Source organism: Leifsonia sp. Root227 (assembly GCF_001428745.1).
Classification (GTDB): domain Bacteria; phylum Actinomycetota; class Actinomycetes; order Actinomycetales; family Microbacteriaceae; genus Leifsonia.
Window position 1 is genome coordinate 607,317 of sequence record NZ_LMIO01000004.1, and the last position, 23,274, is coordinate 630,590.

The 23,274-nt window shown below is 68.7% G+C and carries 24 protein-coding genes; 12 read left to right on the forward strand and 12 right to left on the reverse strand.

What is annotated here, in order from left to right; translation table 11 throughout:
- Positions 1–8: 8 nt before the first annotated feature.
- The 3 genes from ASE16_RS17675 to ASE16_RS17685 form a co-directional block, all read right to left on the reverse strand.
- Positions 9–911, reverse strand: a complete 903-nt coding sequence (locus tag ASE16_RS17675) for an ABC transporter permease (protein ID WP_235500588.1) — start codon at positions 909–911, stop codon at positions 9–11.
- 7 nt (positions 912–918) lie between these two features.
- The gene (locus ASE16_RS17680) at positions 919–1,959 is read right to left on the reverse strand and encodes an aliphatic sulfonate ABC transporter substrate-binding protein (protein ID WP_055898147.1); all 1,041 of its coding nucleotides are present in this window, start codon (positions 1,957–1,959) and stop codon (positions 919–921) included.
- Positions 1,960–2,086: 127 nt separating this feature from the next.
- The gene (locus ASE16_RS17685) at positions 2,087–2,944 is read right to left on the reverse strand and encodes an ABC transporter ATP-binding protein (protein ID WP_055898150.1); all 858 of its coding nucleotides are present in this window, start codon (positions 2,942–2,944) and stop codon (positions 2,087–2,089) included.
- A 327-nt stretch (positions 2,945–3,271) separates the two neighbouring features.
- Between ASE16_RS17685 and ASE16_RS17690 the strand changes: the two genes are divergently transcribed.
- From ASE16_RS17690 to ASE16_RS17705, 5 genes are all read left to right on the forward strand, one after another.
- A complete protein-coding gene (locus ASE16_RS17690; RefSeq protein ID WP_055898153.1) occupies positions 3,272–4,048 on the forward strand; it encodes a DUF5819 family protein in 777 nt (258 codons plus the stop codon).
- Positions 4,045–5,241 carry an HTTM domain-containing protein gene (locus ASE16_RS17695; protein WP_055898156.1) on the forward strand — a complete coding sequence of 399 codons (1,197 nt, stop codon included), beginning with the start codon at positions 4,045–4,047 and terminating at the stop codon, positions 5,239–5,241. The genes ASE16_RS17690 and ASE16_RS17695 overlap by 4 nt, the downstream gene beginning before the upstream one ends.
- Positions 5,242–5,281: 40 nt before the next feature.
- Complete coding sequence (locus ASE16_RS17700) at positions 5,282–5,455, forward strand: hypothetical protein (protein WP_157480446.1); 174 nt, start codon at positions 5,282–5,284, stop codon at positions 5,453–5,455.
- Positions 5,455–5,613, forward strand: a complete 159-nt coding sequence (locus tag ASE16_RS19835; RefSeq protein ID WP_157480448.1) for a hypothetical protein — start codon at positions 5,455–5,457, stop codon at positions 5,611–5,613. The genes ASE16_RS17700 and ASE16_RS19835 overlap by 1 nt, the downstream gene beginning before the upstream one ends.
- A gap of 127 nt (positions 5,614–5,740) precedes the next feature.
- Entirely contained in the window at positions 5,741–6,232 is a 492-nt protein-coding gene (locus ASE16_RS17705) for a DUF1990 family protein (protein WP_055899029.1), read from the forward strand.
- Positions 6,233–6,247: 15 nt separating this feature from the next.
- Here the strand turns inward: ASE16_RS17705 and ASE16_RS17710 are convergent, their stop codons facing one another.
- Entirely contained in the window at positions 6,248–7,093 is an 846-nt protein-coding gene (locus ASE16_RS17710; protein WP_055898162.1) for an exodeoxyribonuclease III, read from the reverse strand.
- Between the two features lie 122 nt (positions 7,094–7,215).
- Between ASE16_RS17710 and pyrE the strand changes: the two genes are divergently transcribed.
- Positions 7,216–7,764 carry an orotate phosphoribosyltransferase gene (pyrE, locus tag ASE16_RS17715; protein ID WP_055898165.1) on the forward strand — a complete coding sequence of 183 codons (549 nt, stop codon included), beginning with the start codon at positions 7,216–7,218 and terminating at the stop codon, positions 7,762–7,764.
- Positions 7,764–10,385 (forward strand): hypothetical protein, encoded by a 2,622-nt coding sequence (locus ASE16_RS17720; RefSeq protein ID WP_055898168.1) that lies wholly within the window; start codon positions 7,764–7,766, stop codon positions 10,383–10,385. Before pyrE ends, ASE16_RS17720 begins: the two co-directional genes overlap by 1 nt.
- A 44-nt stretch (positions 10,386–10,429) precedes the next feature.
- On the opposite strand, the gene ASE16_RS17725 is transcribed toward ASE16_RS17720, so the two are convergent.
- The gene (locus ASE16_RS17725; RefSeq protein WP_157480454.1) at positions 10,430–11,227 is read right to left on the reverse strand and encodes an HAD-IIA family hydrolase; all 798 of its coding nucleotides are present in this window, start codon (positions 11,225–11,227) and stop codon (positions 10,430–10,432) included.
- A 130-nt stretch (positions 11,228–11,357) separates the two neighbouring features.
- On the opposite strand from ASE16_RS17725, the gene ASE16_RS17730 reads away from it, so the two are divergent.
- Positions 11,358–12,005 (forward strand): TrmH family RNA methyltransferase, encoded by a 648-nt coding sequence (locus tag ASE16_RS17730; RefSeq protein WP_055898172.1) that lies wholly within the window; start codon positions 11,358–11,360, stop codon positions 12,003–12,005.
- 30 nt (positions 12,006–12,035) lie between these two features.
- Here the strand turns inward: ASE16_RS17730 and ASE16_RS17735 are convergent, their stop codons facing one another.
- From ASE16_RS17735 to ASE16_RS17755, 5 genes are read right to left on the reverse strand one after another with little or no spacing between them, the layout of a single operon-like run.
- Positions 12,036–12,452 carry a DUF3052 domain-containing protein gene (locus ASE16_RS17735; RefSeq protein WP_235500595.1) on the reverse strand — a complete coding sequence of 139 codons (417 nt, stop codon included), beginning with the start codon at positions 12,450–12,452 and terminating at the stop codon, positions 12,036–12,038.
- Positions 12,449–13,294: a metallophosphoesterase gene (locus ASE16_RS17740; RefSeq protein WP_055898179.1), complete on the reverse strand. Its 846-nt coding sequence runs from the start codon at positions 13,292–13,294 to the stop codon at positions 12,449–12,451. Before ASE16_RS17740 ends, ASE16_RS17735 begins: the two co-directional genes overlap by 4 nt.
- A gap of 47 nt (positions 13,295–13,341) precedes the next feature.
- Positions 13,342–15,195 (reverse strand): YhgE/Pip domain-containing protein, encoded by a 1,854-nt coding sequence (locus ASE16_RS17745; protein WP_055898183.1) that lies wholly within the window; start codon positions 15,193–15,195, stop codon positions 13,342–13,344.
- Positions 15,192–15,986 carry a hypothetical protein gene (locus ASE16_RS17750; RefSeq protein ID WP_235500597.1) on the reverse strand — a complete coding sequence of 265 codons (795 nt, stop codon included), beginning with the start codon at positions 15,984–15,986 and terminating at the stop codon, positions 15,192–15,194. The genes ASE16_RS17745 and ASE16_RS17750 overlap by 4 nt, the downstream gene beginning before the upstream one ends.
- Entirely contained in the window at positions 15,983–16,621 is a 639-nt protein-coding gene (locus tag ASE16_RS17755) for a TetR/AcrR family transcriptional regulator (protein WP_055898187.1), read from the reverse strand. The genes ASE16_RS17750 and ASE16_RS17755 overlap by 4 nt, the downstream gene beginning before the upstream one ends.
- A 116-nt stretch (positions 16,622–16,737) precedes the next feature.
- On the opposite strand from ASE16_RS17755, the gene ASE16_RS17760 reads away from it, so the two are divergent.
- Entirely contained in the window at positions 16,738–18,024 is a 1,287-nt protein-coding gene (locus ASE16_RS17760) for an adenylosuccinate synthase (protein WP_055898191.1), read from the forward strand.
- A 44-nt stretch (positions 18,025–18,068) separates the two neighbouring features.
- On the opposite strand, the gene ASE16_RS17765 is transcribed toward ASE16_RS17760, so the two are convergent.
- Both ASE16_RS17765 and ASE16_RS17770 read right to left on the reverse strand, forming a co-directional pair.
- A complete protein-coding gene (locus ASE16_RS17765) occupies positions 18,069–18,509 on the reverse strand; it encodes a MarR family winged helix-turn-helix transcriptional regulator (protein WP_055898195.1) in 441 nt (146 codons plus the stop codon).
- On the reverse strand, positions 18,506–18,925 hold the full coding sequence (locus ASE16_RS17770) for a polyketide cyclase (RefSeq protein WP_055898199.1): 420 nt from the start codon (positions 18,923–18,925) through the stop codon (positions 18,506–18,508). Before ASE16_RS17770 ends, ASE16_RS17765 begins: the two co-directional genes overlap by 4 nt.
- A gap of 193 nt (positions 18,926–19,118) precedes the next feature.
- On the opposite strand from ASE16_RS17770, the gene ASE16_RS17775 reads away from it, so the two are divergent.
- The 3 genes from ASE16_RS17775 to ASE16_RS17785 all read left to right on the forward strand — a co-directional run bounded on the left by ASE16_RS17775 (position 19,119) and on the right by ASE16_RS17785 (position 23,235).
- Entirely contained in the window at positions 19,119–19,829 is a 711-nt protein-coding gene (locus ASE16_RS17775) for an ABC transporter ATP-binding protein (RefSeq protein ID WP_055898203.1), read from the forward strand.
- Positions 19,826–21,163, forward strand: a complete 1,338-nt coding sequence (locus ASE16_RS17780; protein WP_055898207.1) for an FtsX-like permease family protein — start codon at positions 19,826–19,828, stop codon at positions 21,161–21,163. The genes ASE16_RS17775 and ASE16_RS17780 overlap by 4 nt, the downstream gene beginning before the upstream one ends.
- 98 nt (positions 21,164–21,261) lie before the next feature.
- Positions 21,262–23,235, forward strand: a complete 1,974-nt coding sequence (locus ASE16_RS17785) for a hypothetical protein (RefSeq protein ID WP_055898212.1) — start codon at positions 21,262–21,264, stop codon at positions 23,233–23,235.
- Positions 23,236–23,274: the final 39 nt, after the last annotated feature.

Consider the following 23,274-nt stretch of genomic DNA (forward strand, 5'->3'; position numbering starts at 1 on the left):
CTGCGAGGTCAGCCCCAGCGGCGGGCTGTCCAGCGTTCGAGGAGGCCGATCAGGGAGTCGCTGAGCTTGCCGAGGATGGCCAGCAGGATGATCGCCAGGAACAGGCGGTCGGTGCGTCCGTTGTTCGCGGAGTCGTTCAGCAGGAAGCCGAGGCCCATCGAGGAAGCGATGAGTTCCGCGGCCACGAGGAAGAGCCACGACTGGGCGAGCGCGAGTCGCAGGCCGGAGATCACCGTCGGCAGCACGAACGGCAGCTGCACCGTGGTGAACAGCCGCACCCCGCTCAGGCCGAACGCGCGTCCGGCCTCCACGAGGTGGCGGTCGACGTGCTTCAGCGCGGCGGCGACCGTCGTGTATACGGGGAAGAACGCGCCGATCGCGATCAGGATGACCTTCGACTCCTCGCCGATCTTGAACCACAGGATGAGCAGTGGCACCCACGCAAGCGACGGGACGGCACGGATGGCGCTGAGCGTCGAGCTGAAGAAGATGTCCCAGAGCCGCGACAGCCCCACGAGGGCGCCGAACACCAGCCCGAGGAGGGCTCCGCAGGCGAAACCGATCAGCACGCGCTGCGTCGAGATGGCGACGTAGAGGCCGAGCAGCCCCCGCTGCGCGAGGTCGACCGCCGCCTCCCACACCATCGCGGGCGATGGGAGCTGGGAGGAGTTGAACGCACCGGAGGTCGAGGCGAGTTGCCACGCCGCGAGCAGGATCAGCGGGAGCACGAAGCCGCCGACGATCCTGGTCGAGCGCCGCGACAGGAACGGGATGCGCGCATCCGCATGGCTGCCGCGTCGGCGGTCGCCTGGCTCCTCTTCGCGCGGATCGCCGTCGCGTGCGACGGCGGTGCCGTACATCGACACGGCGACCATCGCGCCGTCGCCCTCCGGTGCGTTCTGATAGCTCATGCGGAGACTAGCCTCCGATGGCGCTCGGGTCGGCCTTCTTGGCGAAGGTCGGGTCGAGCAGCGTGTCGAGAGCCTTGTCGATGTCGGACTGGCTGCGCACGTCTCCGGTCGAGACGAAGATCGGGCCGACCTTCTTCAGGACCTTGAGCTGCGCGGCGCCTGGGATGTTCGACACGTCGAGGTTGGTGCGCTCCGTGATGACGGTGGTGGCGACCGACGGGTCGATCGACGCGACCTCGGAGAGGATGCTCGCCGTCTCGTCAGGGTGCTTGAGTGCCCAGGCGCGGGCGTACTCATACGTGTTCACGACGGTCTGCGCCACATCCGGCTTGTCCTTGACGAACGACTCCGTGGCGTTGAGGAAGCCGTAGGTGTTGAACGCGACGTTGCGGTAGATCAGCTTCGCGCCCGACTTCTCGGCGTTCGCCATGATCGGGTCGAGTCCGGCCCACGCATCGACGGAGCCGTTCTGCAGGGCGGACCAGCCGTCGGCGTGCTGCAGGTTCTGGATGGTGACGTCGCTCGCGGAGAGCCCGTTGGCTTCCAGCGCCTGGAGAAGGAAGAAGTACGGGTCGGTGCCCTTGGTGGCGGCGACCTGCTTGCCCTTGAGGTCCTTGACCGAGGTGATGGTGGAGTCCTTGCCGACCACGATGGCCGACCACTCCGGCTGGGAGAAGATGTCGATGGTCTTGATCGCCGAGCCGTTCGAGCGCGCGAGCAGCGCGGCGGAGCCTGCGGTCGATCCGACGTCGATCGCGCCGGAGCGGAGCGCCTCGTTGGCCTTGTTGGAGCCGGCGGACTGCACCCAGTTGACGGTGATGTCCTGCTTCTTCAGTGCCTTCTCGAGCCAGCCCTCCTTCTTGATGACCAGGCTGAGCGGGTTGTACGTCGCGAAGTCGATGTTCAGCGTCCCGCCCTTCGTGACCCCGGCGGAGCTCTGGGGGTCGGCGGCTGCCTGGCCTTCGCCGGCGACGCAGCCGGTGAGCATCAGGCTGGCGGCGGCCGCGATCGCGGCGACGGCGGTGACGATGGTGGATGTGCGGCGCATGGTGCCTCTCAGGTAGTCAGTCGGGGTGCTGCTGTGCTGTGGATCGAGCAGGTGCTGTGGATCGCTGCTGTGCTGTGGATTGCTACTGTGTCGAGCTGGTGCCCAGGTGCGGCGGAGCGACCGTGGATCAGTACGGGAACGCGGGGATCGTGTTCGTGGACGGGATGCCGCGGGCGTGACCGTGGCGGTCGATGCCGAGCCCATCGAGCAGTTCCGCGCGGAGTTCGGCGAGTTCAGCTGAGCCTCTGTCGCGCGGCCGGCTGCCCGGCACGGTGACGACGCGACGGATGGTCGCGCCCTGTCGTCCTTCCTCGGCGCCCAGCAGGATGATGCGGTCGGCGAGCTGGAGGGCCTCGTCGACGTCGTGCGTGACGAGGAGGATCGTGGTGGGCGCTGCTCCGTGCACGTCGAGGAGCAGGTCCTGCATCTTGAGCCTGGTGAGCGCATCGAGTGCCCCGAACGGCTCGTCGAGGAGCAGCACGCCCGGGTTGCGCGCGAGCGCCCTGGCCAGGGATGCACGCTGTGCCATGCCGCCGGACACCTCGCGCGGCCGCAGTCCGGCGGAAGCGGAGAGCCCGACGAGGTCGAGGAGCTGGGCGACGCGGTCGCGTCCCGCTGTCCTGTCGAGCCCGCGGGGGAGGCCGAGGGCGACGTTGTCGGCGATCGAGCGCCAGGGGAGCAGGCGGGGCTCCTGGAAGCCGACGGCGCAGCGCGCGTCGATTCCGGCGACGGCCGTTCCGTCGATGAGTGCGGCCCCTGCGCTCGGGCTGTCGAGTCCTCCTGCGATGCGCAGGAGCGTCGACTTTCCGCATCCACTCGCCCCGAGGATCGCGACGACCTCGCCGGCCTCGACGGTGAGCGACACGTCGCGCAGCACAGGTCGCGGCGTCGTGCGGGTGGCCCGCTCGCCCTTCACCCGCGGCGGGACGAACGCGCGCCCCACGTCGACGAACTCGACGGAGTATGCGGACGGCGTGGGTGGCATGGTCTTTCGACGCTAGCGGTCGACCCGCATCCACGCAGTGCCAGGCGAAACGTGGCGTAACGAAACCGTGCGCTCGGCACGAATCGGCGATATGCGCGTCCGTCCGCGGCCGAAAGACCGCGCGCGGCGTTATCTGCGGCGCGCTGCGCGCTCTTAATGCATGGAACGTTTCGCAGATCGACCGGAGAAGACAGAGACATGAGCGTGCTTTCACCTGAACGGGACGGGGATGCTCGTCTCGATGAGCCCCTCGCCGCTCCACCGAACCAGAAGCCCGACCAGAAGCCCGGCCAGAAGCGGAACAGGAAGCCGGCTCGGAGCCAGGCAGTGTCCACGACGCCGAAGCGCCGCACCAGGGGTGCGCGAGTCGCCGTCGTCATCGTCGGTCTTTTCACGGCCTGGCACATCTTCGCCAGCTTCCTCTGGATCGGTCCGGTGACGCCGCTGCGTCAGGTGGTCCCCGGCAACCTGCTCACGCAGTACATGATCCCGTGGCTCGGGCAGAGCTGGAGCGTCTTCGCCCCTGAGCCCATCAACGGCAATTACGACTTGCGCATCCGCGCTGTGCTCGCCGGCGATGACGGCACGGAGATCGCGACGAAGTGGATCTCCGCGGTGGATGCCGAGCAGAAGATGCTCGTGCACAACCTGTTCCCGCCGCGCGCCTCCAACCTCGCCACCAAGCAGGCGTCATCTCTCAAGGGTGCGTGGGATGCCCTGACCCCGGAACAGCAGAAGATCGCCGCGCTCAACTATTTCAAGGGCGACAGCTGGCTCGGCCGGATGCAGGTCGCGATGAACGAGGTGAACAAGCAGAAGAACACGATGGCCGTCGCCACCTACATCGTGCAGGAGCGCTACACCGACGCGTACGCCGTGCAGGTCGCTCGTGCGGTCTGGGGCAAGAGCGTCGTGCGCGTGCAGTACCAGACCAGCCGCCAGAACATCATCCCGTTCGAGCAGCGCAACAACCCGGACGCGAAGCTGCCGCCCCTGCAGTATGCGAACACCGGCTGGCGCGGACTCATCGTCATGCCAGGGCAGAACGAACAGCAGTTCGCCGAGATATTCGCACCCCTCAACGCGAAAGTGACCCAGAAGTGACGACACCCAACCTCTTCTCCAGGGTCGGCAGGCTCATCGCCGACCTGGTCCACCGTGGCGTGCGCGGGGCCCGCGCGCTCGTGACGTCCCTGTACCTGCAGGGCGAGACCTGGATACTGGACGGCAAGCGCGCGTCGTACGGAATCGCTGTCACCCGCATCCTGCTCGGCACAATGATGCTCGGGCTGATGCTCACGAACTTCTCCACGCGCTTTTACACCTGGGGCGCAGGGATGGCCTGGAGCGGCCAGTTCGCGTTTCCCGCCAACGACTTCATGAAGCTGTGGCCGTTCACGATGTTCCACGACCAGGCCCAGAACCCGTTCCTGTTCACGGTGCTGTACCTGATCGCCATCGCGCTGGCGGTGAGCTTCGCGATCGGCTACCGCACGCGGCTCTCGCAGTTCTTCCTCTTCTTCTTCTGGGTCGCCTTGGTCGAGTCCAACTCGAACGTGAACGATCAGAGCGACAACCTCACCCGCATCGCCCTGATGGTGATGTTCTTCACCGCACCGGGCGACCGCTGGTCGCTCGACGCCCGTCGTCGCAGACGCGCGGACGAGAAGTCGGAGAGGGAGGGCACGCGCGCCGGGTTCCTCGTGCGCTGGTGGCGTTTCCAGCGGGTGATCCCTGAGCACTACACGAACGTCCTGCACAACTTCGCGATCATCGCCCTCGCCTGCCAGGTCTCGTTCATCTACGTCTCCGGCGGCCTGTACAAGGCGGGCGGGGCACCCTGGTCCGGCGGAACGGCCATCTACGACCCGATCCATGTCACGCAGTTCGGGCCGTGGCCGGAGCTGAGCGATTTCGTCACCACCTGGGGTCCCGGCGTCGCGTTCGCGACCCTGCTCACCCTGATGGTGCAGGTGAGCTTCCCGCTCCTCCTCATGCGCAGGGGAACGCGCATCTTCGCGCTGATCGTGATGCTCAGCTTCCACATCGGCATCGCCGTGCTGATGGGGCTGCCGTGGTTCTCGCTGGCGATGATCGCGATCGACGCGATCTTCATCCGCGACGCGACCTACCGGGAGCTGAGCGGCGGCCTCGCGAAGGCGTGGAAGCGGTCGCGCGCAACGCCGGTCGCCGGCTCGACCGCGAAACGAACTGCGAAACCGGCTGCGAAACCGGCCGCGAAACCGGTCGAGGAACCGGCTGAGGTCCCTGTGCTCGCCCAGTCGTCCGCCCCGTGATGGTCGGCCACCACACCTCCGCCGGAGACGAATGAAGATTATGACCGACAAGCCCTCCGACAGCCAGCCGCAGCTCGGGGCGATCGCCCCGCATTTCGAGAGATTCACCAGCCTCGTGACCGGCGAACTGATCCTCATCGAATGCGAATGCCCGATCGGCGAGGACCATACCTACGCTGACTGGGTCGCGCGCTTCACCAGGGCGGCCTTGTGATGCAGCGCTTCGAAGCGGTCGTGGAGACCGCACAGCAGCGCCGGTTCGTGGTCGAGGTCGAAGGACACGACGCGGTGGCCGTCACCGCCAAGCTCCGCCGCGCGTTCGGCAACGACGTGGTCGTCCTCTCTCTGAGGGCGTCGCGTCGTCGCGACTAGCGCTCGGCGAGGGCGTCGCAGCGTCTAGCGCTCGGGCCGTCGCGGTCGGTGTGGTCGACGATTGCTACTCTCGCCTAGAGGGCCGGTGCGTCGATGGGGGTACGCGGGTGTGGGCGAGCGGATGCACATGACGGCGCCTGAACTCCCCACCTGGCCTCCCAGCGAGCCAGGCTACCGCCGCTCGGAATCAACAGCCCTGCTCGGCTCCGGCGACGACGTGTGGATGCGCGTGCGCGCGGACGTGCTGCGCTGGCGAGTCAAGACGGCCAGCGGGTTCCTCGTGGCCGGCCGCGTCGATCCTGGGCGGGTCTCGCCGGGGGAGCGGCTGATCGTAACGGCGCGCGTGCTCGGGGCGACGGTGAGGGAGCCAGTGGAGGTGGTGAGCATCGTCGAGGACACCGACCGTGTCGGTTTCGCGTACCGCACGCTCCCCGGACATCCCGTGGCCGGTGAGGAGGCGTTCATCGTCGAGCGCGACGGCGACGACGTGCGGATCGTCGTGCGGTCGTTGACGCGCGCGGCACCGCAGCAACCGTGGCGAGCGTTGTATCCGCTCCTCCTGGTGGCGCAGCGCGTCGCCAGGAGACGCTACCTGCGGGCCCTGCTCCCTCAGCGCTGACGGTGCCGCGACACGCTAGCCGAAGATCATCGGCCGGTCGTCGTCGTCCTCGTCCACTTCGAGGTCGAGCTCGACCAGCACCGGCACGTGGTCGCTCGGGGCTTCGCCCTTGCGCTCGTTGCGGTGGATGCTGGCGGAGGTCACCAGGTCGGCGAACGGCTTGGAACCGAGGATGAAGTCGATGCGCAGCCCCTCGTTGCGCGGGAACCGCAGCTGCTTGTAGTCCCAGTACGTGTAGCCCTCCGGCACCAGCGGGCGGACCACGTCCGTGAGACCGATCGCCTCGAACGCGCTGAAGGCGCTGCGCTCCGGCGGCGAGATGTGGGTGGAGACGCCGGGGATGAGGCTGGGGTCTCCGACGTCCGAGTCGAGCGGTGCGACGTTCCAGTCGCCCATCAGCGCGAGCGGGAGGTCCGGCTGCTCGGCGAGCCAGCGCTGCGTGTCGGCCGCGAGGGTGGCCAGCCAGTCGAGCTTGTAGTGGAAGTGGGGGTCGTCGAGCGCTCGGCCGTTCGGGACGTACAGGCTCCACACCCGGATGCCACCGATGGTCGCGCCGATCGCGCGCGCCTCCTTGGGGAGGTCTGGACCGTCGTGCCCCTTGAGGAAGCCCGGCATGTCCGGGAAGCCGATCTCGACGTCCTCGATCGGCAGGCGGCTCGCGATGGCGACGCCGTTCCACTGGTTGAGACCGTGCAGCACGACCTCGTATCCTGCGTCTTCGAACTGCTGCAGGGGGAACTGCTCCGGCTTGCACTTGATCTCTTGCATGGCCAGCACATCCACGTCTTCGCGGACCATCCAGTCGACGGTACGGCCCACTCGGGTGCGGATCGAGTTCACATTCCAGGTCGCAACACGCATGCGTCGATCGTATCGGCCGGTGCCGACAGCGGTCGTTCGCGGGCGGAACCTGTGCACAGCGCGCTCGGCGGCCGGGCTGTGGAAGAGGCGATTTCGCGGGGTTCCCCTCTAGAATCGGGGACGTGACCGACGTCAGACAGCAGCTCATCGACTTCATCTCGGCCGACGCCGTGTTCCACGGGGACTTCACCCTCACGAGCGGCAAGAAGGCGACTTACTACGTCGACCTGCGCAAAGTCAGCCTCGACCACCGGGTCGCGCCCCTCATCGGCCAGGTGATGATCGACCTGATCGCGGAGGTCCCCGATGTCGTCGCGGTCGGAGGAATGACGATGGGCGCCGACCCTGTCGCCGCAGCGATCCTGCACCAGGGCGCCGCCCGCGGCCTCTCGTACGACGCGTTCGTCGTGCGGAAGGAGCCGAAGGACCACGGCAGGGGCAAGCAGGTCGAGGGCCCCGACCTCGAAGGCAAGCGCGTCATCGTGCTCGAGGACACCTCCACGACAGGCGGATCGCCGCTCAAGGCCATCGAGGCGCTCACGAAGGTCGGCGCGGAGATCGCCGGCGTCGCGGTCGTTGTCGACCGCAACACCGGAGCGCGCGAGGTCATCGAAGAAGCCGGATATCCCTACTTCGCCGCGATCGGCCTGAAGGACCTGGGGCTCGAGTAGTGACCGACGAACGCCACCCTGGCACAGGCGACGACGCCGAGGGCGACGAGCGCCCCGACGCGCCTGAGCCTGAGTTCGGCAGTTCGGAATGGCTGCTGCAGCAGCTCACCGGGGGCAGGCGCATCGCGTCGTCGCCGTCGGAGCAGGAGGCGCCGGAGCAGCAAGACGCCGCGGAGCAGCAGGAGACCACGGATGCGGGTGCCGCGGATGCCAGTGCCGCGCCGCGCCAGGACGCCTCGGAAGCGGCCGCGCCCACGGTCGCGCTTCCTGTCGTGCCGGAGACCGCTCCGGTCTGGGAGCCTCGGCCGGAACCGGTTGAGTCGCGGTCCATCGAGCAGGAGCCCGTCGAGCAGGAGCCCGGGCAGCAGCCCACCCCGGCTCTGCCGGTCGCCAACGACCAGGACACGTTCGAACTTTTCCTCAACCCGCAGGCTGCGGATGCGCGGGAGCCGGAGCCTGTCGCTCCGGCGAGCGAGCAGGAAGAGGATGCGGAACCGGTCCAGGGCTTCAGCTGGAACCTCACCCCCGGGGTCGGAATCGACCCACTCGTCGACGAACCGGCCGAGCCGGCGGCCGGAACCGTCTGGCACCTCGACAGCCCGGAGGCGGACTCCGTGGACGACGCCGAGCCCGCGAACGAGCCGGACGTCCCCGCGGCACCTGTCGCGCCCGCCGTGCCCCCTGTGATTCCGGTTCCGTCGTTCGACTCGTACGAATCCACGGCGTCGCGCGCGGAGGAGCCGGAGACCACGGCGGAGCACGAGGGCGCCCCTGTCACGGAGCCGACGACCGCTCCAGTGGTCGAGTCTGCTCCCGTGGTGGAGACGCCCGTCGCCGAGCCCTCGTCCTTCACCGAGGCAGCGCACCGCGAACCGACCCCGCCGGACACCACCACGTTCGAGCCCCCGAGCTTCTTCGAGGCGCTCCGTCTTCCGGAGCCACCCGTCTGGAACATCGACACGGAGCCCGCGGCAGAAACGGGGCCTGCAGGCACCGAGCCCACAACACCCGCAACAGAGGAGCGGCAGGCAACGCCACCGCTCTTCACCCCACCCCCGCTCGTCACTCCACCCCCGCTCGTCACTCCGCCCGCGGCGGAGGCTGACGTCCCCGAGCCGCACCCTCAGGAGCCGCAGGCCCAGGAGGACGAGGAGCAGGCACCGGAAGCTGAGGAGAGCCACGGCCTTGCCGCTCTGCTCGGGTTCTTCGGCGAGGACGACACGGAGGAGCCAGCATCCACCAGCCGTTCGGTGATCGGGGACACGACCGGCATCATCCCCATTCCTCCTGGCGCCCTTACGCCCCCTGTGGTTCCGACGACGCCTGCTGTCTCGACGCCCCCTGCTGTGCCGACGCCCCCTGTGGTTCCGGCGTCCCCCGTTCTTCCGCCTCCGGACGCGTCCGCGCTGTTCGAGCCGGGAATCGCGTCCGGGCAGAGTTCAGCTGACGTCCCGACGGCAAAGCTCGACACCGCCGAGATCGCGGCGTTGCTCCGTGCCCGGCCGGGCGACCCGGAGCCTGTCACCTTCGGCGTGCGGGAAGAACCGGCTGAGCCATCCGAATCCACGGAGTCCACCGGCGCCATCCCGGCGGTTCCCCCGGCAGCGACCGTTCCGCCGATCGAGGAGGCGACCTTCCTGCTCGGCGCTCTGCCGTCGCCGGCGACGCAGCCGCTGGACGCCGAGAGCATCGGGGAGGCAAGCGAGCCGACCGCCGTCGCGGATCCGACCAACGGTGAGCCGCCCGCCGCCGAGCCGACCGCCGAGGGTGAGGCGCCGACGGCCGCGACCATCCTCTTCCCGGAGCTCGCGTCGCCCGCCACTGCGGAGACCATCGCTCTGGTTCCCCCGGTTGCGCCCGCGTCCACCCCCGCACCCCAGTCCGCGACCCAGACCGGCAGCCACGCTGCGACAACCCCCGTAGCTCCGGCCGTGGTCCCCGCCACGGCCACGGCCACCGGGCCAAGCGGCACCGGCGCCGGAACCGGCGGCGGCGCCCCGTCCGGCCCCGGCGCCGGAGGGTCGCGCCGCACGAACCGCATCCTGTTCTGGGTGGCCGGCGGGCTCGCGGTCGTACTCGTCCTGATCGGTCTCTTCGCTCTCGGCACCCGTGTGCCGGACATGTTCGGAGCCGCGAAGCCGTCCGCCGCGCCGTCCGCGAGCACCGCACCGCCGAGCGCCACCCCAACACCGACACCGACGCCGACCATCCAGGCCAAGCCGGCCGGCCCTGTCGCCGCGGGCACCCACCCGTGGAACACGCTGGGCGGCGGGGAGTGCATCCAGCCGTTCACGTCACCGTGGGCCGAGACGTTCGCCGTGGTCGACTGCGCGTCACCGCACACGGCGCAGCTGGCGTACACCAACCTGTTCTCGACCGATATCGCTGCGCCATACCCTGGCGCGGATGCGCTCGCGGCGCAGATCAACGCCGTGTGCACGCAGCCGGGGATCATCGACCTGGCCGCGGCAGCCGCATACCCCGACCTGCAGCTGCAGGGCACCTTCCCCGCCACCGAGCAGCAGTGGAAGGACGGGCAGCGCTCGTTCTACTGCTTCGTCAGCCGCTCCGGCGGCCAACCGCTGACCTCGAGCGTGGCGGGACCTGGCCCAGCGGCCTAGGCGGGCAGGCTCCGGCAGCGGGCGTCGTCAGGACGTATCGCGGCCTACAGGTCCGTCTCGTGCGGTTCCGCCGCGACCAGTTCGCTCACGCCGTTCAGGATCTCGTCCGGACGGAACGGGTAGCGGTCGATCTCGCTCTGGTCGCTGATGCCGGTGAGCACCAGGATCGTGTGCAGCCCGGCCTCGATGCCCGCGACGATGTCGGTGTCCATCCGGTCGCCGATCATCGCGGTGTTCTCGGAGTGCGCTCCGATGCGGTTCATCGCGGAGCGGAACATCATCGGGTTGGGCTTGCCGACCACGTACGGCTCCATGCCGGTGGCCTTGGTGATCATGGCGGTCACGGCGCCCGTCGCCGGCAGCGGGCCGTCAGCGCTCGGTCCCGTCGCATCCGGGTTGGTGGCGATGAAGCGCGCGCCCTTGCCGATGAGGCGGATGGCCTTGGTGATGGCGTCGAAGGAGTACGAGCGCGTCTCTCCGACCACCACGTAGTCGGGGTTGGTGTCGGTCATGATGAAGCCGGCCTCGTGCAGCGCGGTCGTGATGCCGGCCTCGCCGATGACGTACGCGCTGCCGCCGGGGATCTGCGACTTGAGGAAGTCGGCGGTGGCGAGCGCAGAGGTCCAGATGGACTCCTCCGGCACGTCGAGTCCGGATGCCCGCAGGCGGGCCGCGAGGTCACGCGGCGTGAAGATGGAGTTGTTGGTGAGCACGAGGAAGGGGGTGCCGTCGTCCCGCCACTGCTGGATGAGGGCGGACGCCCCAGGAAGAGCATGGTTCTCGTGCACGAGCACGCCGTCCATGTCGGTGAGCCAGCATTCGATCTCGTCGCGTCGCGCCACGCAATCCCCTTTCGACAGGCCCAGCTTATTCGCCCCACTCGACCCCCACGATCGAGCTCGGGGTTTTTCAGCCCGAATCGAGGATTTGCCGCGAAGAACTCAGGACTCGACGGCGGGATACGCTCGGGGGGTGGCGGAGAGCGAAACGGGCGCGGCGGGAACGGCGGAGTGGACGACGAACGGCGTCGGGCCGTGGCAGGGCGAGTGGCCGGAGGACGAGCGCTACGACCGTGAGCTGCTGCAGCACGGCGACACCCGCAACGTGATCGACCGCTACCGCTACTGGACCATGACCGCGATCGTCGCCGACCTCGACGAGCACAGGCACCCGTTCCACGTCGCCATCGAGAACTGGCAGCACGACATGAACATCGGGTCGATCGTGCGCAGCGCCAACGCGTTCGCCGCCGACACGGTGCACATCATCGGCCGCCGCCGCTGGAACAAGCGCGGCGCGATGGTCACCGACCGTTACCAGCACGTCTCGCACCACGACGACGTCGCCGGGTTCGTCGCCTGGGCGCGGGAGGCCGGACTGCCGATCATCGCGATCGACAACGTCCCAGGGTCCGTCATCATCGAGACCTTCTCGTTCCCGCGCGAGTGCGTGCTGCTGTTCGGGCAGGAGGGACCAGGGCTGTCGGACGAGGCGATCGCCGCCGCGGATGCGGTGGTCGAGATCTCGCAGTTCGGTTCGACCAGGTCGATCAACGCGTCGGCGGCAGCGGCGGTCGCGATGCACGCCTGGGTGCTGCAGCACGTGTCGTTCGCGAGCTGAGCAGGCCGCGCCGCGCGTCCAGGGCAACGCTCAGCGGTTCTCCCGCCGCCACACGATCTTGAGCCCCGACCAGTCCGCATCCACCGCGGCGACCTTCACGTCCACCAGGCCGCGGTCGAGCGCTGCGTCGCGGATCAGGTTCTCGTCGAGGTCGCTCACGTGCCCGGCCGCCTTGCGCGGCCAGGCCGCCCACAGCATCCCGTCCGGCCGGATGCGCGCGCCGAGCCGGTCGAGTTCTGCGAGGTAGTCTGCGGCGCTGCGGTAGAAGGCGAGCACCAGCCCGGCCGGCTCCGTCTCCTCCGGTGCGAGCCAGTCGATCCCCGCCGGTCCGCCGTCGAGCGGGATGCTCCAGCCCTCGTCGGCGTGCAGCACCTGGGCGCGCATCCCTGGCTTGAGGCCGAGCTTCTTCCAGAGCGGAGTGCCGGAGTATCCGGCCGCGGCAGTCACGCGCGTCCCGTCCATCCCGATGCGTCGGCGATGCGCCGGATGTCGGCAGGGGAGAGGTCGTAGACCGTCTGCCCGTCGTCCGGCGCCGGCGCGGAGACGACGTGGGCACGCACCGGTCCGGCCACGGGCACCTGCACGACGGCGAACCCGGAGCCTCGCACGGCGCGTTCGCGCTCTGGCGTCCAGAGCACGTCGGTGGTGTTGGCGACGGCGGGAGCGACCACGACGGGGATGCGTCGCGGCCCGGCCTCGGTGACGAGCGCGTGGTGATAGTGCCCGGCGAGCACCAGCCGAACGTCGGTGGCCGTGCAGAGGTCGATGAGCGCGTCGGGGTCGACCAGTCGGAGCGTCTCGAACAGCCCGGTGGTCGGCGGCACGGGCGGGTGATGCAGCACCAGGATCGTCCCGCGCGCAGACGGCTCGGCCAGCACGCTGCGCAGGCGTTCGAGCTGTGCGGCGTCGACGCGTCCGTAGCCCGCGCCAGGCACCACGGAGTCGACGGTCACGATGCGGAAGCCGTCCAGGTCGGTGACGGTCTCGCGGGCGCCCAGCACCTGCTCGAAGCCTGCGGCGATGTCGTGGTTGCCCATCGCGTAGACGACGCGCGCATCCCGTTCGGACGCCCACGGCCCCAGCCGGTCGGCCAGCAGCCGGTACGACTCCTGGCTGCCGTCGTCCGACAGGTCGCCTGACGCGACGACCAGGTCGATCGACTCGAGCGTCGCCGCCCGCGCCAGCACCCTGTCGAGCGCAGCGAGCGTGTCGACCAGCCCGTAGTGCAGGCGGCCGTCGCCGTACAGATGGGTATCCGACAGGTGCAGGATGCGGAGGGTGTCGCTCACGCGGACACCCTACCGCCCGGCACCGTCACCGGATCAGGCGGCCGCCGTCACCCGATCAGGCTCGGCCGCAGGTCGCGCAGCGTGCGAAAGTGCGTCATCCTCGTGACGCCGATCGCCGAGACCAGCAGCGCGATCAGCAGCCACAGCCCGAGCACGCCTGCGTCCGCCCAGGCGGTCGCCGGGTTGCCTCCGTACATCAGCTGCCGGATGCCGTCGACGGCGTACGACATCGGCAAGACGTGGTGCAGCGCAGCCAGCGGGCCAGGCAACGTCTGCCACGGGAACGTGCCTCCCGCTGTCACGAGTTGCAGCACCATCAGCACGAGGCCGAGGAATTGACCGACGCTGCCCAGCCACACGTTCAGCGCCAGGATGATCGCCGCGAACGTGAGAGACGCCAGGGCCATCAGCCCGTACATCCCGAGCGGATTGTCGATCCGGAACCCGAGGGCCCCTGAGACGATCGCGAACAGCCCGACCATCTGGATGGCGCCGAGCAGACCGGGGGTGAGCCAGCCGGCGAGAGTGATCTTCACCGGCGAGTGCAGCGCCGTGATGGCACGGCGGGAGACGGGCTTGACGATCAGGAACAGGGCGTAGATGCCGATCCAGCCCGCCAGCGCCACGAAGAACGGTGCGAGGCCGGCTCCGTACGTCCCCGCCGAGGTGATCGAGTCGTTCTTGAGGTTCACAGGGTCGGCGATCGTGGTGGCCTGCTTCTTCTGCAGCGACGGGGAGTTGTCCGGGATCTGGTCCACCCCGCTCGTCAGTCCGTCGCGCAGTGTGGCCGTACCGTCGTGCAGGGTGGTGAGGCCGTCCCGCAGCTGGGATGCGCCCGTCGCCGCCTGCTTGCTGCCATCGGCGAGCTGCGCGGCTCCACCGGCCGCCTGCGTCGAGCCCGAAGCCACCTGGGATGCTCCGGAGGCGACCTGATCGGCGCCGGCGGCGAGCTGGTTCACTTGACCGACGAGGGTCTGCACCTGGGCGTTGCCGTCCTGCACCTTCGCGTCGATCTTCCCGAGCGCCGCCGACACCTGGTCGAGCTGCTCCTGCGTCGCTCCTGCCTGCTGCAACTGCGCCAGAAGCTGCTGGCCGACAGCGGGCGCGTCCGTGGCGAGCTGGGCCGCGGCGCTTCCCGCCTGGCTGGCCTTCGCGGCGAGCTGGTCGTTGCCCGCTGCGACCTGCGCAGCGCCGTCGCTCACCTGTCCTGCGCCGGAGGAGAGCTGGGCGAGCGCATCCGACAACTGCTGCGAACCGGTCGCCAGCTGGCTGGTGCCGTCGGCGAGAGTGGATGCGCCGGAGCGCGCGGTCTCGCTGCCGTCGACGAGCTTGTTCGCACCGTCCACGGCCGACACGAGGTTGGAGCGGATGTCGGCGAGCCCGAGCAGGAACTGCTCTGCGGCCTGCTGGTTGACCTTCTTGACGATCGAGGTGCGGATCTTCTCGGCGGCCTGCGTTCCGATGGTGGACGCCAGGTAGCTGTTGGTGTCGTTGGTCGTGAGGGTCACCGTCGCGCGGTGCGGAGACGACGTGGATGCAGAGGCCAGCGCTTCCGAGAAGTCGGCGGGGAAGGTGATGGAGAAGTCGTACTTCGAGTCGTCCACCCCGCTCGCGGCGGAGCCGGACTCCACGCGGTGCCAGTCGAACGAGCCGTCTCTGATCAGCTCGTCCGCCACCTCGTCGCCGTAGTTGACGGATTTACCGTCGACCGTCGTGCCGCTGTCGTCGACCACGATCGCCGCCGGGATCTTGTTGAGGTTCGCATACGGGTTCTGGTTGGCCCACAGGTACAGGCCGCCGTAGAGCACCGGTACGCACATCAGGGCGATGAGCGCCACGATCGACATCGGGCTGGCGGTGAGACGGCGGAACTCCGCCGCGATCATCTGGGGGATCTTCATTCGGCTTCCTCTGCGCGCTTGGCGCTGTCTGCACGTTCTGGGGTGTCCGCGCGGTCTGCGCGGTCTGCGGTGGCTGCACGGTCTGCGCGCTGTTCGAGTGCTGGGGCGACGATGAGGTCTGGCAGCTCGTCGGTGTCGTCGCGCCCAGGGTCTTCGTCGAAGGTGCGGTTCGCGGCAGTCTCGCCGAGGCGGGTGATCATCGTGGAGGCCGCGATGGCGGCCGCAGAGGCGTCCCCGGCCACGACCAGCACCGCGATGTCCCTGGCGGCGAGTCCGCGGGCGAGCTCCCACCACTCGTTCGGGTCTCCACCGTGCCTGTCCGGCGACGTGATGACGAGACCGTCGACGCCCTTCCTCATGAGCGCGAGCTCTGCGAGCAGCTTGATGCGCACGGTCGGCGGCACGTTGCCGATGGCGAACCGCGCCCACTCGGAAGCACCCAGCTCGCCCAGCCGCCTGTTGACGGCGAGGGGATTGGAGGCGCGCCCGGCGAACATGAGCTCCTCCGCGACGATCCCGGCCACGGTCACGTCCGCAGCAGGCTCGCAGACGTCCGGCGCGTCGATGAGGGCGATGCGCTTTCGCATGGCCGAGTAGTCGGTGGCACCGTCGATGGTGACGGTTCCGGCGTCCGGCCGCATCCGGCCGGACGCGATCAGGCCGAGCACGGACGGCCGCTGCTCCGTCTCCGCCCTGGCGAGCGTCACCTCGCCGGTCTGGAACGACACGGTGGCGGGCGGAAGGGCGGCGTTGTGTGCGCCTTTGGCGACTCTGTCGAGGACGATCTTCATGCTGCGACCTCCTGGAAGCCGAGTTCGGGGGTTTCGGCGATGAGCGCATCAGCTTCTCGCCAGCCGAGTCCTGCTGCGCTCAGTCCGGCGAGCATCACGAGCCGGTGGCCGGCCTCGTTGGTGAGCTTGGCGCTGGTGGCCTCGTCGAGCACGGCGACGGCGGCGTTCTCGATGAGTCTGGTGACGGTGTCCAGGTCGAGGTCGGTGCGGATGCGCCCTGCTGCCATGCCGCGCTGGACGGTGTCGCGTAGCCGCTCGCGGGCCGGGTCGAGGGCCGCGCCGACGAGTTCCCGGTGCGGGCCGCGCACGGCCAGGGCCGCGCTGACGCGCACGTGCTCGACCTCGGCCCAGAGGGTGGCGCCGAACAGAGCGATCTCGACCAGCGCATCCGGATGGGAGACAGGGTCGAGCAGGGCGGCGAGCCTGGCCGCGCCGCGGGTGAAGACGTCGATGAGGAGGTCGTCCCTGGTGGCGAAGTGGCCGTAGATGGCGCGGCGGCTGAGACCGGCGCGGGCGGCGATGGTCTCGAGGGAGGCGTCGATGTCCTCGTTGAGCGCCGTTGCGGCCGCCGCGATGATCGCCTCCCTGTTCGCTGCTGCGTCGCGCCGGGGGGCGCGGGTGGTGGAGGTGGGCATGCAATCGATCATACTCTTCTTGCACAGCGGTGTGCAAGATAATGGCTTGATAGGATCGAGTGCGACGGTCGACCCGAAGGACGCCGGCGCGCTCATCCCATCGAGAGGACCGAAAAGTGCCCGCGATCGTGATCATCGGCGCCCAGTGGGGCGACGAAGGCAAAGGCAAAGCGACCGACCTCCTCGGCAGCCGCATCGACTACGTCGTCAAGTTCAACGGAGGCAACAACGCCGGCCACACGGTGGTCGTCGGCAGCGAGAAGTACGCGCTGCACCTGCTTCCGTCCGGCATCCTGACCGAGGGCGTCACGCCCGTCATCTCCAACGGCGTCGTCGTCGACATCGAGGTGCTGTTCGAGGAGCTGGACGGGCTGATCGCCCGCGGCGTCGACGTGTCCCGCCTCAAGGTGAGCTCCAACGCGCACGTCATCACCTCGTACCACCGCACCATCGACAAGGTCACGGAGCGCTTCCTCGGCAAGCGCCAGATCGGCACCACCGGCCGCGGCATCGGCCCGACCTACGCCGACAAGATCAACAGGGTGGGCATCCGCATCCAGGACCTTTTCGACGAGAACATCCTGCGCCAGAAGGTCGAGGGAGCCCTCGACCAGAAGAACCACCTGCTGGTCAAGGTCTACAACCGCCGCGCCATCAGCGTCGACGAGGTCGTCGAGCAGCTGCTGAGCTACGCGGACCGCCTCCGGCCGATGGTCGTCGACAGCTCGCTGCTCCTGCACCAGGCGCTCGAGGCAGGCAAGTACGTCCTGTTCGAGGGCGGTCAGGCCACGATGCTGGATGTGGACCACGGCACGTACCCGTTCGTCACCTCCTCCAACTCCACCGCGGGCGGGGCGGCGACCGGCTCCGGCATCGGCCCGAACCGCATCGACCGCGTCATCGCGATCGTCAAGGCGTACACGACCCGTGTCGGCGCCGGCCCGTTCCCGACCGAGCTGTTCGACGAGTGGGGCGAGTTCCTGCGCGAGCGCGGCTTCGAGTTCGGCACCACCACGGGTCGCCCGCGCCGCACCGGCTGGTACGACGCGCCCGTCGCTCGCTACACGGCGCGCATCAACGGCGTCACCGACTTCGTGCTCACCAAGCTGGACACGCTCACCGGCATCGAGCGCATCCCTGTCTGCGTCGCGTACGACGTGGACGGCGTGCGTCACGACGAGGTTCCCGCGTCGCAGAGCGACTTCCACCACGCCGCCCCGATCTACGAGGAGTTCCCCGGCTGGACCGAGGACATCAGCGGTGCGCGCACCTTCGATGACCTGCCGAAGAACGCGCAGGATTACGTGATCGCGCTGGAGAAGCTGTCCGGCGCCCGCATCTCGGCGATCGGCGTCGGCCCGGCGCGCGACGAGATCGTGGTGCGCCACGACCTCGTGGACTGACGTTCGGCGCCCCGCGTCGCGCCGTCGTTCCTGCCGAACCGCGTTCAGCGGGCGCTGAGCGCGTGCAGTAGCGGGAGCAGTGCATCCGGTGCTGCGGCGGCCGCGGGGGTGAAGAACGCGGTGTCCGCGGACTCGACCGCCTCGATCGCGGCCGCCGCCAGCTCGCGCCCGGCCTCGGTCGCGTGCAGCACCTTCGCACGGGTGTCCGCAGGGTCCTGCTCGCGTTCGAGGAGGCCCTTGGCGAGCAGGCGGCGCACCACCTCCGAGGTCATGCGCGCATCCGACCCGGTGAACTCGGACAGCCGCGCCTGGTTGGGTCGCTCGCCTGCGCCGTTCAGCCACCAGGTGGATGCGAGGATCACGAACTGCGCGTGCGTCAGGTCGAGCGGGGTGAGCGCCTCCGCCATCGCCCGCTGCCAGCGCAGCGTGGCGTGCCAGAGCAGAAAGCCGGGGCTGGCGGTCGGACCCTCCGGGAATTTCGTCATGCTCTCAGTGTGGCCTGCGCGAAGAGGGCGGCCATCGACTCTGGGAAGTCGTCGCTGATCTGCGGGCCGAGCTCCGGGCCGACCTCGTCGGCGGCTGGGCCGGTGATGTCGAGGCGGTGGGTGACGCTGGTGCCGGTTGCCGTGTTGGTCAGGGTGTGCCGGAAGGTGAGCGTGACGTCGCCGTAGACGGTGCGGTCGGCGTACGTGACGCCGTCGACGAGGTCGACGATGGTCGAGCGGAACGGATCTTGCCCGACAGGGGTGATCGTGAGCTCGGTCCCGACGGCGAACGGGCCGTCGAGCTCGAAGGTGTCTGCGCCGTCGTAGGTGAGGTCCCCGGTGTGCAGGTCGCGCAGCGCCGCCCAGACGGCGTCGCGGGAGAGCGTGGTCTCTGCGGTGTGCTCTGTGCTCCACATGATCGTGCCTTTCTGTCTAGGAGTAGATGATCTATGCATAGAGAATACGGCGAGATGAGCCGATGCACAAGACCTTCGGTGAACTTCTCGGTCCTGTCGTGCTCCCGACCTCCATCGCGAGGATGACGCCCAGCCGCCCAGGATGAGGCCCCCGACCGATGTGCGCCCGGTCCGTGGCGAAGACGATGGATGCATGACCTCAGATCCCACCGTCCAGCACCCGGCCCTCGCGGCCATCGGCCTCACCAAGGCGTACGGCGCCGCCGTCGCGCTCGCCGGTGTCGACTTCCGGCTGAACGTCGGCGACTCCGTGGCGATCATGGGCTCATCCGGCTCAGGAAAGACCACTCTGCTGCACGTCCTCGCAGGAATCGTGAAGCCGGACACCGGCAGCGTCACCCTCGCGACACCGCACGGACCTCTCGAGGTCACGGCGCTCGGCGAGAAGGAGCGCTCCCGACTGCGACGCGAGGCGTTCGGGTTCGTGTTCCAGCAGGGCTTCCTGCTGCCGGAGCTGACTGTGATCGAGAACGTCGCGCTCCCGCTCATGCTCGGAGGCGCTGCGCGAGCTGCGGCCGAGCAGAACTCGGCAGGCTGGCTCGCCGCGCTCGGCCTCGCAGGCTACGAGACGCGGCGCATCGGCCAGCTCTCCGGCGGCCAGGCTCAGCGGGTCGCGATCGCTCGGGCTCAGGTGACGGGCGCATCCATCGTCTTCGCCGACGAGCCGACCGGCGCGCTTGACTCGCACACCTCCGTCGAGGTGATGGATGCGCTCATCGGCTCGACCACGGGTCGCGGTCGCTCGCTCGTGGTCGTCACCCACGACGAGGAGGTCGCCGCCCGCTGCTCGCGCGTGCTCCGCCTCGCGGACGGCCGCATCGTGGACGAGGCGGTCACCCGATGAACACCCTCAGGCTCGCCTGGCTGCTCGGCCGCCGCTCCGCAGCCGACCGCGGGACCATCGTGCTGCCCGTCGTCGCCTTCGCCGTCGTCACCGCCCTCCTGCTCATCGTCGCCGGCGGGGCGCAGGCGTTCTTCTCCTGGACCGGGGAGACCGCATTCCTCTACCAGTTGCTCGCGGTCGTCGCCCTCGCCCTGCTGATCGTGCCGCTGGTCGCGCTCGGCGGCTCCGCCGCCCGGCTCTCGGCGCGCCGCAGGGACGACAGGCTCGCGAGCCTCCGCCTCCTCGGGGCGACGCCGGGCACCGTCACAGCCCTGACCGTCATCGAGTCGACCGTGCTCGCCCTGGTGGGCGCACTCGCTGGTGTGGTCATCTCGCTCGGAGCCGCGCCGCTGGTCGGGCTGATCCCGTTCCGGGGCGAGCCGCTCGGCGCGACCGTCTTCCTGCATCCACTGCTCGTCGCCGTCGTGGTCCTGGCGGTGGGAGCGCTCGCCGCGCTCAGCGCCGTGATCGGGTTGCGCGGCGTGATCCTGTCGCCGCTCGGGGTGCGCACCCGCCAGACGGCGCCCAGGATGCACTGGATGCGGGTGGTCATCGGCCTGGGCGTCGTCGCGGTGACCTTCATGGCCATGAGCGTGCTTCAGCTCGCCTCCGGCTTCGGCGTGGTGCTGACGATCATGGCCGTCGGCTTCGGCGGAACGGTCGCTGTGCTCAACCTCGTTGGACCGTGGGTGCTCAGGCTGGTGGCATCCGGCCAGGCGAAGCGCGCGAAGACGCCGACCAGGCTGCTCGCCGCCCGCAGCATCCTGGAGTCGCCCAAGGCGGCGTGGCGGCAGGTGTCCGGTGTGGCGATGACGAGCTTCATGGCCGTCTTCGCCGGCGTCGGGGTCGCCCTGCTCGGTGTCGCAGCCGACAGCGGGAAGGCGGACGCTCAATCACTGCAGATCTTCGCCGATATCCGCACGGGAGTCATCATCACCGTGGTCGCGTCGTTCCTCATGGTCGCCTGCTCCGTCGGCGTGAACCAGGCGTCCGCCGTGCTCGACCGCCGCGCCATCTACGTCAGTCTCGACAGGCTCGGGATGCCCGTGGAGACGATGAACGCCGCCCGCTCCCGCGCCGTCCTCTCCCCGCTGCGCATCACCACGATCGGCTCTGCGGTGACGGCGGCGGTCGTGATCTTCCCGCTCACCGGCCTCAGCCTGCTCGTCGCTCCGGCGAGCCTCCTCATGATCGCGGGATGCCTGGCCGCCGGCATCTTCCTCGTCTGGCTGGGACTCCGCGCGACGCGTCCGGTGCTCGCCCGTGTGCTGGCAGACCCGTCGCCGTCGCTGTGAGGCAGCAACTCGATCCCGCTTGATTGCACAGCGAGAATTCACCACCGCGTGTAGTACGATATTTCTTCAGGGAAGACAGTAAACGAGGAGATATCAGTATGACGCGCCTGTTCCGCGGGGTGGAGCGGAAGTCGTGGGTTGCACGCTTTGTTTCTGCAACCCTGCTGCTCGTGACGGTGGTGCTCGGCTTCCTCGTCGTGAATGGTGAGCTCGCCGAGCGCTCCCATGTGTTCACGCCGACGGTGGCTCTGGTCAATGAGGATCTCCCTGCTGCGTTCAACGGCAAGGCGTATGCGTTCGGTTCGGACTTCGTCGACAGGGTCACGAAGGACTCCGAGTACAACTGGACGATTCTCTCCCGGCCAGTCGCTGAGAAGGCCTACAAGGATGGGTCCGTCGACGCGGCCATCTACCTGCCGCAGTCGTTCTCGCATGACATTCTGACGCTCCAGGAACTCGCCCCGACCAAGGCGACGGTCGAGTACAGGCTTCGACCACAGGTGGACGAGCAGTCGGACCGGCTGCTGCAGAGCAGGATCGTCGACATCGTCTACGGATTCAACCAGAGCGTCGTCAAGATGTACTACGCCTCTGTTGCCGACAACATCGCGGAAGCCGACGGCTACCTGAATGCCACCCTCGGCAACCAGGAAGCTCTCATCGCGGCCCTGACATCGGACGTCGAGGAGCCGTTCTCGGGAACGATGCCGGACTTCCACGGCTTCGTCTCGAGCGCCACCGGCCTCAAAGACGTGAACGCTGCAACCGTCGAAGCTCAGAACAGCCTCTCCGAGACGGTCACTGACACCCTCGCCCGCACCGGCGAGGCCTTCTCGAGCAAGCTGTACGAGATCGACGATCACGCGAAACGGCAGCGGGAGATCGCGCAGATCAACGCAGCCAACAGCAACACGAGGGTCACGGACCAAGCCGCCTCCGATCGAGACTTCTACGGCGCGCAATTCGATGGGTTGAAAGCCAGCATCCTCTGCAGGCTGAGCCGGGCCGATTCCACCGAGGGCGCGGCCCCGTGCTCGGATGCGAACGGCACGGCTTCTCCGCACCTGGAGAGCCACCTTGCCTCGTTGCGACAAGCCATCACGGACTACGCCACGGACTACACCGGGGCGATCGACTCCCTGCAGACGACCATGCTGGGGATGCGGACCAGCCTGGACGCAAGCATCACGACCCTGGAAGCGCTCGTAGCGCTGCTCGACCCCTCCGGCGACCCGACAGACGCGCCTGTCCAGCCTGGTCCTGGCGTTCCGACCGTTCCGACCGTTCCCCTCGTTCCTGCGATTCCGAGTGGTCCGACTGTTCCCAGCATTCCGCTCGTTCCTGCTACGCCGACCGTTCCGGGTGGTCCGGAGTTTGGTCCGGCAGCGCTCGACACCCTGAAGGCGGACATCTCATCTCTCAAGAGTGCGAGGGATGCGCTGAAGGTGGGCGACCTGCCTGCCCCGGCATTCGGGACCCATCTCGAGAATCTGGACGGCTGGCTCGACGGGACACGCACTGCCGTCAAGGATTCCGTTCTCGAAGCGAGCGTGGTCGACGGTCTCGAGGTCAAAGACTGGACCGCCTACGACCCGGACAGTGCCGGGGTGTACATCGACAACAGTGACGCGCTGTATCTGAGCATCGCCGACCTGGTGACCCAGACGGCGGAAACCAGCGGACAACTCGCCGCCGACACACTGAACGTCCCAGACAACCTCCTCTTGTTCGAAGCGCTCCTGAACAGCGCAAACGCCACGTTCACTGGTGCCGAAGCGGTACACAGCGGGGTCAGTGGCCTGCTGTCGGCGGGCAGCACTGAGCTGGGCACGAGCCGGCAGTTCTACCGGAACTTCTCAACGGTCTTGGCCAACACGAGGACGCAGGGTGTCGACACCGGCAAGATCCACGACTTCTTCTCCGCCCCCATCGCCGCCAAGAACATCACCCCCGAGCGGGTCGCCGTCGCCGGCACCGTCGATTTCACCTGGATGCTCGTCTTCGCTGTCGGCCTGCTCGCTGGCGTTCTGGGTACGGCGCTCAGCCGCTCCTTCCGCACGAAGCCCAGGTGAGAGGCCGGGACGATGAGGCCGGGAGCGTGATTGATTTCG